This window comes from Nostoc sp. PCC 7107 (assembly GCF_000316625.1).
Lineage (GTDB): Bacteria > Cyanobacteriota > Cyanobacteriia > Cyanobacteriales > Nostocaceae > Nostoc_B.
This window is the reverse complement of record NC_019676.1, coordinates 1,309,243-1,324,168: the sequence shown is the minus strand read 5'-3', so window position 1 is coordinate 1,324,168 and position 14,926 is coordinate 1,309,243. Positions and strand designations below refer to the sequence as shown.

The 14,926-nt window shown below is 41.5% G+C and carries 10 protein-coding genes; 7 read left to right on the top strand and 3 right to left on the bottom strand.

What is annotated here, in order from left to right:
* Nucleotides 1–25: 25 nt before the first annotated feature.
* Nucleotides 26–1,324 (bottom strand): sugar ABC transporter substrate-binding protein, encoded by a 1,299-nt coding sequence (locus tag NOS7107_RS05650; RefSeq protein WP_015112023.1) that lies wholly within the window; start codon nucleotides 1,322–1,324, stop codon nucleotides 26–28.
* 139 nt (nucleotides 1,325–1,463) lie between these two features.
* Here NOS7107_RS05650 and pilM point away from each other — a divergent pair, with 139 nt between their 5' ends.
* The 4 genes from pilM (at nucleotide 1,464) to NOS7107_RS05630 (ending at nucleotide 6,617) form a co-directional block, all read left to right on the top strand.
* Complete coding sequence (gene pilM, locus NOS7107_RS05645; RefSeq protein ID WP_044499717.1) at nucleotides 1,464–2,570, top strand: type IV pilus assembly protein PilM; 1,107 nt, start codon at nucleotides 1,464–1,466, stop codon at nucleotides 2,568–2,570.
* A 4-nt stretch (nucleotides 2,571–2,574) separates the two neighbouring features.
* Nucleotides 2,575–3,339, top strand: a complete 765-nt coding sequence (locus NOS7107_RS05640) for a PilN domain-containing protein (RefSeq protein ID WP_015112021.1) — start codon at nucleotides 2,575–2,577, stop codon at nucleotides 3,337–3,339.
* A complete protein-coding gene (locus tag NOS7107_RS05635; protein WP_015112020.1) occupies nucleotides 3,336–4,103 on the top strand; it encodes a hypothetical protein in 768 nt (255 codons plus the stop codon). The genes NOS7107_RS05640 and NOS7107_RS05635 overlap by 4 nt, the downstream gene beginning before the upstream one ends.
* A 102-nt stretch (nucleotides 4,104–4,205) precedes the next feature.
* Nucleotides 4,206–6,617, top strand: coding sequence for a type IV pilus secretin family protein (locus NOS7107_RS05630; protein WP_015112019.1), 2,412 nt, complete (start codon nucleotides 4,206–4,208; stop codon nucleotides 6,615–6,617).
* 156 nt (nucleotides 6,618–6,773) lie between these two features.
* Here the strand turns inward: NOS7107_RS05630 and NOS7107_RS05625 are convergent, their stop codons facing one another.
* Complete coding sequence (locus NOS7107_RS05625) at nucleotides 6,774–7,394, bottom strand: Uma2 family endonuclease (protein WP_015112018.1); 621 nt, start codon at nucleotides 7,392–7,394, stop codon at nucleotides 6,774–6,776.
* Between the two features lie 146 nt (nucleotides 7,395–7,540).
* Entirely contained in the window at nucleotides 7,541–7,855 is a 315-nt protein-coding gene (locus NOS7107_RS05620; RefSeq protein WP_157373966.1) for a hypothetical protein, read from the bottom strand.
* Nucleotides 7,856–8,029: 174 nt separating this feature from the next.
* Between NOS7107_RS05620 and NOS7107_RS05615 the strand changes: the two genes are divergently transcribed.
* The 3 genes from NOS7107_RS05615 to treY all read left to right on the top strand — a co-directional run bounded on the left by NOS7107_RS05615 (nucleotide 8,030) and on the right by treY (nucleotide 14,871).
* Nucleotides 8,030–9,757 carry an NFACT family protein gene (locus tag NOS7107_RS05615; protein ID WP_015112016.1) on the top strand — a complete coding sequence of 576 codons (1,728 nt, stop codon included), beginning with the start codon at nucleotides 8,030–8,032 and terminating at the stop codon, nucleotides 9,755–9,757.
* A 444-nt stretch (nucleotides 9,758–10,201) separates the two neighbouring features.
* Nucleotides 10,202–12,031: a malto-oligosyltrehalose trehalohydrolase gene (gene treZ / locus NOS7107_RS05610; protein ID WP_015112015.1), complete on the top strand. Its 1,830-nt coding sequence runs from the start codon at nucleotides 10,202–10,204 to the stop codon at nucleotides 12,029–12,031.
* A gap of 74 nt (nucleotides 12,032–12,105) precedes the next feature.
* On the top strand, nucleotides 12,106–14,871 hold the full coding sequence (gene treY / locus NOS7107_RS05605) for a malto-oligosyltrehalose synthase (protein WP_015112014.1): 2,766 nt from the start codon (nucleotides 12,106–12,108) through the stop codon (nucleotides 14,869–14,871).
* Nucleotides 14,872–14,926 lie beyond the last annotated feature (55 nt).

Sequence of the window (14,926 nt, the reverse complement as noted above, 5' to 3'; positions counted from 1 at the left end):
AATCGAGGTTATGAGACTTTCAAAGTTAACGGTTATTCCACTGTTGCGCTGCATCTTCAACAGCTTTATCTACAGTTTTCTGCCCTAACATAGCTGCTTGTAAATTGTCATAAACTGCTTTTTGTAATTTCTTGAAATCTTTTAATTTTGGAGTTAATACCTCAGCTTGTTGTAATTGTGTAGCACTAATGACCCTGGCTTTTTCAACTGTAGAGGCATTAGCTGGCATATCTTTAAAGTAACTATCAGATAATGCTTTGGTAGTCGAAGGTAAAACATTCGCAGCTTTAGCAAAAGCTAATTGATTTGTGTCATTCGTGACAAATAAGGCAAACTTAGTAGCTGCATCAGGATGTTTAGTAGCGCGAGGAATAATTACATTCATCACCGCCACATTTTTCTTACCAGTATCGCCAGTGATTTGTGGTGCTATGGCTGATGCTTGAGCAATTTTTGGCGCATTATTAGCTATTGTTTTGAGGAATTCCGGCCCCGACGCTAAAAATGCAGTTTCACCAGATTGATATAAATCAATAGCATGACGATGACCTTGGGTTAATACTTCTTTTGGTAGTAGTCCTTTTTTGTACAAGTCAACCCAATACTGAAATGCAGCTTTACCTTGTGGTGAATTAAAAGCTGCTTTACCTTCAGCATCGACTAAAGTCACTCCCATTTGTACCAAAGACTCCATCACTTCCCCGGAGTCTTGCGGTACAAAAGTGATAAAAAAGGCATATTTACCAGTTTTATTTTTAATTTGTTGTGCTACCTCTGCTAATTCTGTGTATGTACCCGGTGGTTTACTGATATCTGCCTGTTTCAATAAATCAGTGTTATAAATAGTTAACCGTGTTGTGAGATACCAGGGAATTCCAAAACTTTTGCCATTAAGTGTACTGGCTTTCCAAATATTAGGTAAATATGCAGAACGCACATCTTGGGGAATTGTGGTATCTAAGTCTAACCACGCATTTCGTCCTGCTAGTTGGGACGCAAAATCTGGATTGAGGTTAACAACATCAGGTGGCGTTTTTGCGGAGACAGCTGTTAAAATTTTGTTCTCCATAGCAGACCAAGGCACATCAACCCAGTTAATTTTTACACCGGGATTTTGTGACTCAAAATTAGAAATCAAAGTTTTAAAGTAGTCAGTAAATTGAGGTTGGAGTTGCATTGTCCAAAACTCAATATTGGCTACTTCCGTTGTACCTTGTTTTGGACTTGTGCCGACGTTACCTGTGCTGCAACTGACAATCCAACTGGTCAATAAACCAATTATTGCCCAAGCTGTTAGTTGTTTGAATTTTTGCAATCGAATCATTTTACCAGTATTTTCACCCTTGATAGAAATGAAAAGCTTATGGAGAATTAACGAGATTATAGGCTAAATCAATTACCCGTAAAGACGCAATATACTGCGTTGACAATTTAAATTTCCAATTTAGTAGTCCGGCGGAACTGTGGTGAAAAGCTTCAATAGTCTGTTTGGCAAATCTAATAAAGGGGTTGGCATCGAACTTGCTTCAGAACGGGTAAATATCGTTCAGTTACGCAAGATGCGCCAAGGCTTAAAACTAGAATCTTTGACATCTATACCAGTTCCCGAAGGTGTGGTGACAGATGGTCAAATTACTGACCCCCCAACAATGGCGCAAATCATTCAGCAAGGCTTGGCTGAAAGCAAAATCAAGGCTTCTCGTGTTGCTACCGGTGTACCTGGACGAGATTCTATCGTACGTCTTATCCCAGTGCCAGCTGAGTTAGATGACAAAGAATTACGGGACATGGTGTTAAATCATGAAGCTGGTTTGTATTTACCATATCCCCGTGAGGAGGCTGATGTAGATTATCAAAAACTTGGGTATTTTGTAGATGAGGATGGCATTGAAAAAGTACAAGTATTGTTAGTTGCTACTCGCAAGGAAGTGACAGATACATATCTGAGTACGTTTGAGCAGGCAGGATTGCAAATCGATGTTTTAGAGATTAACAGTTTTGCGCTGATTCGGACAATCCGTGAACAACTGCGGCAATTTGGCCCACAGGAAGCGGCTGTACTTGTTGACATTGAGTTTGATAGTACAGAAATAGCCATCATCGTGAATGGAGTCCCACAATTTTCACGGACAGTGCCAATTGGCACTTATCAAATGCAAGAAGCCTTAGCAAGGGCTATGAGTTTACCCACATCACGAGATATGGAACTTTTACAGGAAATGACTATTCCTGCGACCCCTATGGATGGTGGGCAAACTGGGGTTACAGGAATTAACCCTGGTATGGCGGCGATGATGAGAGTTTTGGGGGAACTCACAGATGAACTGCGCCGTTCTATCGATTTTTACTTGAATCAGAGTGAAAACTTAGAAATAGCGCAGCTTATTTTGGCTGGGCCAGGTGGCGGTCTGCAACAGCTAGATGAGTTTTTTACACAACGCTTGAGTTTGCCAACGACCCAAATAGACCCGGTTGGGGCGTTATCTTTGCAAGTTGATGAACAAAAATATCCAACTTTACAACGCTCTGCTTTAGCGATTGTACTTGGCCTCGGAATGCGGGAGGTATGACAGAATGTACAGTTTAGATGTTAACTTTCTCAAAGACCGCCCGATTTATCAAAATAAGAGTGACAAAAAAGGGGGTCGAAAACTTCCAGCAGGAGATCGTAAACCTATTTTTTTAGGAGTTGGCTTGGGTTTATGTTTACCGATTTTTGCAGGGGCTGGTTGGTGGATACTGCAAAGTAAAAATGGTGAACTAGAGCAGAACATAGCACAGTTACAGCAAGAAGTCACTAAATTAGATACAGAAATAGGAAATGTTAACAAAATCAAGGAAGAAACGAATGCAGTTAAAGGGGAAACCCAAAGTTTAGTAACTGTATTTGACCAAATTCGGCCTTGGTCAGCAATGTTACAAGATTTGCGCGATCGCATTCCCGGCCCAGTCCAAATCGAGAACGTCAAACAACTTCTACCCACTCCAGCCGCTGAAGGCCAACCGCCAAGCAATCCGGCTGGTGGTATCGAAATCACCGGAGTAGCTCGGTCTTTTAACGATGTCAACGACTTCTTATTGAGTCTGCAACAGTCTCAATTTTTGAAAGCTTCAGACAGCAGAATTACCACTGCAAGCTTAATAGATGCACCGCTACCACCAACTACAAATACATCTAAAGTTCCCATCAAACCGCCGCAAATAGTTAAATACACAATCCAATCGAGTTTAAGTGATGTTCCAGCTTCCGAATTAGTCCGGGAGTTAGAACAAAAAGGCACGATAGGACTAGTCGCTAGAATTCGCACTATGCAACAAACAGGAGTCATCCCGAAATGACGCTGAGTGAAGATTTGAATTTCGCCGATCAGGGCGAAGAATTTGATTCAGGTGCATCGCCCTACCCTGTAGTTTTTGGTATTAGCTTCACTCCCCAAATTATTGGCATGATCGCGGGGGTAGTAGGGCTGTTTGGAGCTTTATTTATACTGCTCAACATGGTAATGCCAGCATGGGAAAACTATCAACAGCAGCAAGCAAAAACTGGAGAACTACAAGGACAAATTGACCAGAAAAAAGCCACCCTCAAACAAATCGACCAAGTAAAAAAAGACTTGGCTGATGCAAAACAACAAAAAATTCAAGTTTTAGGCTTGTTTTCTAACGAAAAAACTTTAGATACTTTGCTACTAGATTTAAATCGATTGGTTGAGTCTGGTAATGCTCAAGTTCCACCTAATGCTGTTAAAGCCAAACTCCAAAAGTTTGCACCAACTACTAATAAAGCAGAACCGATTACAGATGGCTCTTTGGGTGTAGCCGTCGATAACAAACTGAAACGCATAAGCATAAATGTCGAATTTGTTGGCACTTATGAGCAAACTCAATCTATTCTGCGAAATATAGAGCGTTTACAGCCTTTGTTAATAGTTAGAGATTATCAGTCAGTCTTAGCTCCAGTACAAGCTAATACCCAATCAGGCAAAGTCGTACGTCAAGTAGGGCCTCCGCCAATTACTACATCTTTCCAATTACAGGCTTTAATACCGCTTACGACAGAAGAACTAGCTGCGGCTGCTCCTAAAGCGCCGCCTAAACAATAGTACTGAGTGCTGAGTAGAAAAAAAGAAGAGTTTTAGAGCTAATAGGGCTGCTTTTTCTCAACAAGTGTTGCTTAAAAATGTTTATAAAGTGAGGAATGAACTGTGAAACAGCTTCACGGTAATAGTTTAATATTGGGTGCTGCTTTGACATTTTTGGCAGCTCAACCGGGGTGGGCGCAGGTAACGCAAATTAATGATGTCAAGTTAAATGCTGTTGATGGTGGCATTGATGTTGTTCTAAAGACATCTTTAGGTTCTCGCCCACAGGTTTTTACGACTAAAAGAGGTAAAACTTTAGTTTCTGATATTATTAATGCTCAACTACGTTTACCACAAAGGGGTAACTTCCGTCAAGATAAACCCACATCGGGAATTGCTTCTGTTGAAGTTGTTCAACTAGACGCTAATAGCATTCGGGTGATAGTAACTGGTGACAACGATGCACCAGGTAGCCAACCAGTGGTACGAAAAGATGACAGACTCACCCTTGGCTTTACCCCATCAACAGGAACCACCGCATCAGCGCCGTCTGCAAATGTTCCGGTTTCAGTGCAACCAAATCAAAAGCCAGATGTTCTTGTTCCTAACCCGGAAATTAGTATTGATAGCAGACCTGCTCAAGCCGCTGGCCCTGGTCAACCGGTAAACCAAGCCCCTCCTTTTTTGCCTAGAGCCGTTGCTCCACCAGTAGGAGATATTGCGGTTTCGGCTACAGATGCTTCTCCGAGTGTGATTGATTTAGGAACCCAAGAACGTGTTCCTCGGTTGGTGCTGCGAGATGCACCAGTACGGGAAGTATTATCGCTTTTGGCGCGTGCAGCTAACCTCAATTTGGCTTATATCAGTGGTGATCCTGCTGGAGGCCAGCAAGGTGCTGCTCCTACTACCACCGGCTCTCAAACAATCTCTTTAGATATAGAGAACGAGCCTGTACAAGATGTGTTTAACTATGTCTTGCGTTTAAGTGGTTTAGAAGCTAACCGCAATGGTCGTACAGTTTTTGTTGGGACTAAGTTACCTAATTCAACTCGTGATGTTGTTGTGCGTAGCTTGCGACTAAATCAGGTAAATGTAGGAGTGGCGTTGAACTTTTTAGTTGGAATGGGGGCTGAAAGTGCAGTTACCAGAGAAAGACAAGTAACCAATGTGACTGCTGTACCTGTGGGTGCTGGAGCTAACCCAGTCACTCAAAGTCAGACAACAACAGAAACAAGAATTGAACGTCTCACTCTTGATGATTCTAAATACACAACACCTTTATTACGAGGTTTGCAGGCATTAGGTGATGAACGGACAAATTCTATAACCTTGATTGGCCCTACCAAACAGATTGATATAGCCATTTCTCAGCTTACACAGCTTGATATTCGTCGCCGTCAAGTAGCAGTTAACGTCAAAATTGTTGATGTTAACCTTTTAAACACCCACAACACTAACACCAGTTTTTCTTTTGGTGTTGGCAATAACTTTTTTGTGAATGATGGCGGTGCTGCATCTTTGAATTTTGGGGGTTCTCGACCAGCTACTAGTGCTGAAGCAAGCAGCAGTGTAACTAGTACACCAGTCATTACAAACCCAATTCAAGGATCGCCTTTCTTAGATCCAAATAATACTGTATCTATTCCAGGAACTAGCCCAGGTACTGTAGTAGTAGACGCAAATGGTAACATCACTAGAGTAGCTAATTCAGGATCTGCTACCTTCTATCAACCTGTTGCGCCTACTGGAGACCCTTTACAACCAGGGTTTTCCAATATTACTTCAGCAACAGATACTATCATTACAAGAAACGCTGATGGTACATCGACGGTTTCACAAGGCGCTCTTGGTACAGCTACTACCTCTTTGCCAACTTTATTTCAATTCCCCAAACGTTTTCTTGCTAGTTTGCAAGCTCAGGTGACAAGTGGTAATGCCAAGATTTTGACAGACCCAACATTAATTGTGCAAGAAGGTCAAACCGCTAATGTTAACCTGACTCAAGAAGTAGTAGGAAACGTTAAGAATGAAATAACTCGTGGTAGTGATACTGCTATACAAACAGTGACCGCCGAGAAAACAAGTGTGGGACTCACATTAGCTGTCAAAGTTGACAGAATTGATGACAATGGTTTTGTGTCATTATCAGTAGCTCCAATTGTAAAAGCCCCCCAATCTTCAGCAGAAATTAATCTCGGAGGCGGTAATACTCAAAGTATATTCTTAGTATCGGAGCGATCGCTCAATTCTGGCTTAATTCGGTTACGTGATGGTCAGACACTAATTCTTTCAGGGATTATTCAAGACCAAGACCGAGTAACCGTTTCTAAAATCCCTATTTTGGGAGATTTACCGCTAATTGGTTCACTGTTTAGAAGAACAAACAAAAATAATCAGCGTAATGAGGTAATTGTGTTACTCACACCTCAAGTTATGGATGATTCGGAAAATTCTTCTTACGGCTATAACTACACCCCCAGCCCAGAGGTGCGGCAAATTCTGGAGCGTCGTGGTTTGAGTGCGCCTAAGCGGTAAGCTGTTAAAAAAGCAGCAATATAACCCACTTTCTGCACCCTAATTGTTGAACAGAAACTAAGCTCAATTCAAAAGTCAAGAGACTGAATGCTCAAAATAGCATTCAGTCTCTTGATTTGAAGAGCCTCTGCTATTCTGCTAGATGTGCGGTTTTGGCTACGTTGGCAGACCGCCAGCTTGCAAAATCTGTCTGGCGGTTAAATTCAATTCGGGGAAAGTGGATGAGACAATATGGGCATCGCCTCTAAATTGAGTAACTTGGTACTCACCATCGATTAGTTGATAAATAGATATAGTAGGTACTTTAGGATTACCAATAAACTTTCTAGCACCACAAGCTGCGTAATCTATAATCCAATATTCAAGAATGCCTATAGCTTCATAATCAGCTAATTTTTTGTAGTAGTCATCCCGCCAGTTACTACTAACAACTTCAATAACTAATGGAATAGATGCAGATTGAGATACAGTTGATTTATTTTTCCATAGAGGCTCATTTACTAAATTTGCTCGATTGATTATTAATATGTCTGGTGAATAAGCTGATTCACATTCAAGTGGTTTGACTAATACAGTTTTTGGAATGTAATAAGGTAGATTTAGACGCTTGATTTCGGCAGATATTTCTAGTGCTAAAAAACCAACAACATCTTCATGGTCTCCAACTGGTTGTGCCATTTCAATAATAATGCCATTATGTAATTCGTATCTTCCACCTTCCGGTCGCCAAGCTGCAAAATCTTCAAAGGTTACTAGTTTATTTAAAGCTTGAATCATAATTTATTGCCCTCAATAGTTATTTTCGTTTATACTGAATTATTTTTATTCTCCTTAGTATATGACCTGTAATAAGCAAAAAGCTGCGATCGCAGCTTTTTGTCATTCATTTCTGACTAATCATCTTCCACTGGATGATTCTCTGATTAATCTGATGGTAGAGCTTTGTTATTCGGTAAATATTGAGGATTTTCAAGAAGTGGCTGCTTGATGATGGGTGTTGGTTGTGGAGTAATTTTGAGGATACCCTCTAGAGAAGAAATACTATCTTTTTGCAAAAATCCGATTTCTCTTTCAAATTTTTCTCTTCCCTCGCGGAAAAATCTGGACTCTCTGGGATGGTATATTCCATTAGCTACAGTTTCTGGGGTCTGTTGAGCATTGACTGGAGTGATGGATAACAATGCTCCTGTAGCCACCAATGTAGCCATAACTAGGCGGGAGGATATGGAGTATTTCATATTTTTCATGTTGTGCCAAGCAGAGCTATAGCAATCTGATTTGGTTCCTGAAATTATTTTCTCGGAAGGCAACAGGGAACAGGAAAAACTTTGGCCGCAGTACGGAATTTTAACAAAAATCCCGTAGGAACCCTATAGACAAGATAGCATATACTGAGCATCGGACTTTTTGTTGTGCAACCAGTTGACTTTACGACCCTTAAATCTGCTTGTAGCGAACTACGCGCTTACTGGCTGCCATCGCGTTTAGAACAAGTTTATCAGCGCGATCGCTACACTATTTCTATCGCCTTACGCACCCTCAAACAACGGGGCTGGCTGGAAGTTTCTTGGCATCCCCAAGCTGCACGGATTTGTATTGGTGATCCGCCGCCGCGATCGCCGGATACTTTTACTTTCAGCCAGCAATTAGTACACCAATTGGGTGGTTTGGCTCTAATCGGTATTGAAGCGATCGCTCCTTGGGAGAGGGCGATTGATTTACAATTTGCTCGTCGTCCGGGAGAATCTGCCCTATATCACTTGTATGTGGAAATTATGGGCAAATACAGTAATGCTATTCTCACTGATGCTAATAATTTCATCATTACAGCTGCCCATCAAGTTAGTGAGCAACAATCGAGTGTCAGGCCGATTCAAACTGGACAGCTTTACGAATTTCCACCCAAACTGACTGGGCCAGTTCCCAGTTTGAGCGAATCTCCTGCACGTTGGCAAGAAAGGGTGAGCTTGGTTCCCGGTGCAATTAAGCGTCAAATAATCAAAAGTTATAGCGGTTTAAGTGCGGCGCTGGTAGATTCTCTGCTGTTGGCGGCGAATATTGCACCAGAAACTACAACTGATCAACTTAGTTCTGAAGATTGGCAAAAACTGTTTCAACGTTGGCAAGAATGGTTGCAAGCTTTAGATTTAGGTAAATTCCACCCAGCTTGGACAGCAACGGGTTACACCGTGATGGGTTGGGGTGCTGTTGCACCAGTCAAAGATACCCAAGCCTTACTGAATAAGTATTATACTGACCAACTAAATCAACAGGTATTTAGCCAACTGCGCCATCAACTGAGTCAGAAATTAAACAACATTCTGGCAAAGTTAAAAGTTAAAGCGCAAGCCTTTACAACCCGGTTGCAGCAATCAGATCAAGCTGATGATTATCGCCAAAAAGCAGATTTGTTGATGGCTAACTTGCAAAACTGGGAACCAGGAATGAAAGAAATCATTTTAGCTGATTTTGAGACAGGGGAACCAGTAGCGATCGCACTCCAACCTGATAAAAACGGTGTGCAGAATGCTCAATATTTTTACAAGCAGCACCAAAAACTCAAACGCGCTCGTTCTGCGGTGGAACCGCTATTATTGGAAGTACAGTCAGAAATTGATTATTTAGAACAAGTAGAAGCTGCGATCGCGCAAATCGAAAACTACGAAACAGCCGAAGACTTGCAAGCTTTAGAAGAAATCCGCGATGAGCTAGTTGGACAAAAATATTTAGAAGACCCAGGATATCGTAATCGTAGTACTAACGAAACTGCTATCACTAACTTCCGTCGTTATCGCACCCCTAACGGCGTAGAAATCTTAATTGGCCGGAATAATGGGCAAAATGACCAATTAACTTTTCGCATAGCCGGAGATTATGACTTATGGTTTCACGCCCAAGAAATTCCCGGAAGCCATCTCCTCATGCGTTTAGAACCGGGGACTGTTCCCGACAAAGATGACCTGCAATTTGCGGCTAACCTCGCTGCTTACTACAGTCGCGCCCGACAAAGTGACCAAGTACCAGTAGTCTATACTCAACCAAAGCACGTTTACAAACCCAAAGGAGCCAAACCAGGAATTGCGATTTACAAACAAGAGCGTATTCTTTGGGGGAAACCGCAGTTAGTCAAGGGTCAATAGTTAATAGTTCTCACATATCTTGCATATAACCCATACCCTCATATCCCGTTTTCCCCTATCTCCTGCGGTTTGGTGAAATATTCTCAAAGATGGAAGTAAATCCGAAATGGTTTTATCTTTTTTTAGTAAATTTTTAAGAAAAAACTGTGTTGGCTGTTACAATATTGTTAAGAAAAGTTGCCCGTTGCATTTTTGGGAACGCGCAATCGGGTTTTAACTCTATTGAGAAGACAACGCGAAAAAACATTTGATAGACCAGCTGTGGGAGGCTGGTCTTTTTATTTGCCAAGAAATGCTTACTCATAAATCTGTCTTTTGGCACTGGTGAAATAACTGAGAAACAGACCATGATGCTATCTGGAAAATGACTAAAAAGTGTGTATTTGATGACATTTGCAATTAGCAAACATTCATCCATAACATTATTTAAAGGGAGGATACTGTGTGAAAATTGGCGCTCACTACTTAGGTAACGGAGAGTGTGAGTTTACTGTTTGGTCTCCCATATTAAACAGTATTGCAGTAGAAATTTTAACGCCAGAGCCACAGTTAATTCCGCTGAAACCGCAAGCAGAAGGATACTGGCAGATAAAAGTAAATGATGTGTATCCAGATACACTTTATCGATATAGATTAAATGACCTAGAAGCCTTTGCTGACCCAGCTTCGCAGTTTCAACCCCAGGGTGTTCACGGTGCTTCTCAAGTTATCGATCATCAATTTGAGTGGACAGATACAACTTGGGCTGGTGTTCCTTTGGAAGCGATGATTTTCTATGAACTCCATGTAGGGACATTCACGCCAGAAGGAACTTTTGCAGCGATTATTCCCTGTCTACCGGAACTGCGGGAATTAGGAATCAATGCGATCGAAATTATGCCGATCGCTCAATTTCCCGGCGATACTCATATTCAGCCTGATTTAGCATACCGTAACTGGGGATATGATGGCGTTTATCCTTATGCAGTACAGAATTCTTACGGTAGTCCAGCGGATTTAAAGCAGTTTGTGAATGCTTGTCACGCCAATGGAATTGCTGTGGTGTTGGATGTGGTTTATAACCACTTTGGCCCAGAAGGTAATTATATGGGTCAATTTGCGCCCTATTTTACGAAAACATATAAGACACCTTGGGGCAACGCGATGAATTTCGATGATGCTCATAGTCAAGGTGTACGCAATTATTTTATTGAAAATGCTTTGTATTGGTTGAGAGACTTTCACATAGATGCTTTGCGACTAGATGCGATTCAAGCAATTTATGATTTGGGTGCAAAGCATTTTTTGGGAGAACTGGCGGAAGTTGTACATAATTTCTCTCGTGGGGAGACATGGAAACGTCATTTAATTGCGGAAAGTGACCTGAATAATCCCCAAATCATCCGTCCATCAGAATTGGGTGGCTATGGAATTGACGCACAGTGGAGTGATGACTTTCATCACTCCTTGCACACATTGTTAACAGGCGATCGCCAAGGTTATTATCAAGACTTCGGTAAATGTGCAGATTTAGCTAAAGCTTATCAAGATACTTTTGTCTACGATTGGCGGTATGCGCCACACCGTAAACGGTTTCATGGGATATCTTGTCGCGATCGCCCATTATCTCAGTTTTCTGTCTGTATTCAAAATCATGACCAAATCGGTAATCAAATGAAGGGGGAACGCTTAAGTCAGCGAATTTCCTTTGCTGGTTTGAAGTTAGCGGCTGGTGCGGTGTTGTTATCACCCTATTTACCATTACTCTTTATGGGTGAAGAATACGGCGAAACTGCACCTTTTATGTACTTTGTCAGCCACTCCGACCCCGATTTGATTCAAGCTGTGCGTGCTGGACGCAAACAAGAGTTTGAGGCGTTCCACTATGCTGAAGACCCACCAGACCCGGAATCTGCGGAAACTTTTTTGCAATGTAAATTGAACTGGGAATTACGCCACCAAGGACAGCACAAGGTTTTATGGGATTGGTATCGTAAGTTAATTCATTTACGCAAAACTCATCCGGCGTTGTTGAATTATGACCGCGACAGTATCGCCGCAACGAGTGATGAGGAGAAAAAGATAGTTGTGGTGAGGCGTTGGGGTGAGTCGAAGGAAGTGATATTGGCGATGAATTTTAATTCGTCGTTAGTGGAGGTGAGTTTACCTATTCAGAAGAATGCGCGGAAGTTATTGGACTCAGCAGACAGTTCTCAAGCCTCTGACAAACTATCTGTGGGGGAAAAAGTTAGATTACAACTCACAAGTTTGGTTTTGTATGAGGTGGAGGTTTAGAAGGTTTTTAACGCAGAGGTGCGCTGAGGTAGGCGCGGAGTTTTTTTGAGTTTATTTATCACAAGTGGAATTTTATGCGGATACCGAAGGCAACTTATAGGATTCAGTTTACACCCCAGTTTGGGTTTGATGATGCTAGAGCGATCGCATCTTATTTATCAGATTTAGGTATTTCTGATTTATATGCTTCGCCGATTTTTAAGGCGAGGACTGATAGTACACATGGTTATGATGTGGTAGACGCTACGCAGTTAAATCCGCAATTGGGAACTACGGAAGATTTTGCTAATTTAGTGGCGAAATTACAATCTTTGGGGATGGGTTGGCTACAGGATATTGTGCCGAATCATAATGCTTATAGTAGCGAAAATCCCTATTTAATGGATGTGTTGGAGCATGGTGCAGATTCTAGCTATACTGATTATTTTGATGTTTGTTGGAATTCTCCATTTGCTAATAGTCAAGAGCGAATCCTTGCACCTTTGTTGGGAGATTTTTATGGTGAAGCTCTGGAAAAGGGAGATATTCAACTGCAATATGGGCAGAATGGTTTAACTGTTAACTATTACAGTTTAAAATTACCTTTGCGTTTAGAGTCTTATACTAAGTTTATTAGTTATAATTTAGGGAAACTCACCCGCACATTAGGCAGAAATCATCCTGATTTTATTAAACTTTTAGGTATTCTCTATATTCTCAAAAGTGTTCCCTCGGAAGTTGCAGGGAAGCAGTGTCAAGACCAAATTGCTTTTATTAAAGGTTTGATTTGGGAACTGTATAACAGTAATGATGATATCCGAGAATTCATTACCGAAAATCTGAAAATCTTTAATGGAGAACCAGGTAATTCTGAAAGTTTTAACTTACTGGATGACTTACTCAACGACCAGTTTTATCGTCTCGCTTTCTGGAAAGTTGGCGCGGAGGAAATGAACTATCGCCGTTTCTTTACTGTTAACGAACTTATTTCGGTGAAAGTTGAAGAAATGCGCGTGTTTAACAATACTCATAGTTTAATTCATAAATTGGTAGAAGAGGGTGTATTTACTGGGTTAAGAATTGATCATATTGATGGACTATATAACCCGACGCAGTATTTAGAACGGCTGCGGGAAAAAATGGGCGATGTTTATATTACCGTCGAGAAGATTTTAGAACTAACAGAAGATTTACCCAATTATTGGCAGATTCAAGGTACATCAGGATATGATTTTTTGAATTACGTCAATGGTGTATTTTGTCAAGTTCAAAATGAAAGATCATTTGATAAGATATATAGTTCTTTTATTGGTTCACGCTTTAATTATTCCTCACTTGTGCAAGAGAAAAAACATCTAATTCTCGAAAAGAATTTAGCGGGTGACGTGGATAATTTAGCCAACTTACTGAAGAATATTGCCAGCAAATACCGCTATGGTAATGATTTTACATTGAATGGATTGAAACGAGCGATCGCCGAAGTTCTGATGTTATTCCCCGTCTATCGTACTTATATCACTCCCGATACAATCCCAGATAGTGATAAAGCCTGTATTCAACAAGTAATTAACAAGGCGAAAAAACAAGTACCTCTGTTACAGCATGAAATGAACTTTTTAGAAAAAGTTATGCTGTTGCAGTTTGATGAATCTCTCAGCCAAACAGAAAAAGAACAGTGGATCTATTTTGTCTTGCGGATGCAGCAATACACAGGCCCCCTCATGGCTAAAGGTGTGGAAGATACTACTTTATATGTTTATAACCGACTAATTTCGCTCAACGAAGTCGGAGGGAACCCTAGTCATTTTGGAATTACGATCGAGCAATTTCATCACTTTAATCAACAGCATCAAGCAAACTGGCCTCACACCATGAACGCCACAGCTACCCATGATACCAAGCGCGGCGAAGATGTCAGAGCGAGGTTAAATGTATTGTCAGAAATTCCCCAAGAATGGGAACAACAAGTAAATAGATGGAGTGAACTCAATCAACAACATCGTAACCTTGTCGATCGCAACGATGAATATTTTCTCTATCAAACCCTAGTCGGCGCACTTCCTTTTGCGGAACACGAACAAGCCTCTTTTGTGGAACGGGTGCAAGAATATATGATTAAAGCCATCCGGGAAGCAAAAGTTCACACTGCATGGTTGCGTCCTGATGATGAATATGAAGCAGCCTGTACCACCTTCATCCAGAAAGTTCTTGACACCAACTTATCACCGCAATTTCTCGAAAGGTTCCGCCCTTTTCAACAAAAAATTGCCGAATATGGCATATTTAACTCCCTCTCTCAAACTCTCCTTAAAATTACTGCACCTGGTGTCCCCGACTTCTACCAAGGAACAGAACTCTGGGATTTAAGCTTAGTTGATCCAGATAACCGCCGTCCCGTAGATTTTGAATTACGACGTACTTACTTGAGTACCATCCAAGAGCAAATCAAAACCGATATTCTCAGCTTAATTGCAGAACTCCTCACCAATAAAACTGACGGGAGAATCAAACTGTTTCTAACACTACAAGCACTCACCGCCAGAATCAAATATCTCTCATTGTTCCAAAACGGCGAATACCAACCAATAGAAATCCACGGAACCCACGCCAACCATATCATTGCCTTTGCCAGACAACATCACAATCAAACTGCGATCGCCATTATCCCCCGTTTCCTCACCACCCTCATCCAACCCGGACAAACCCCACTAGGCGAGTCGGTATGGCAAGATACACACCTAAAACTCCCTAGCAAAACTTGGCAAAACCTCCTCACCCAGCAAACCCTCCACACAGAAGACACCCTACCCATCGCCACCGCCCTCTCCCACCTCCCCGTAGCTTTACTAGTTTCTGAGTAACTTATACAACCAAAGTAATCAAAAAATCTCTCTTTCCCCCTCTCCGCGTACCTCC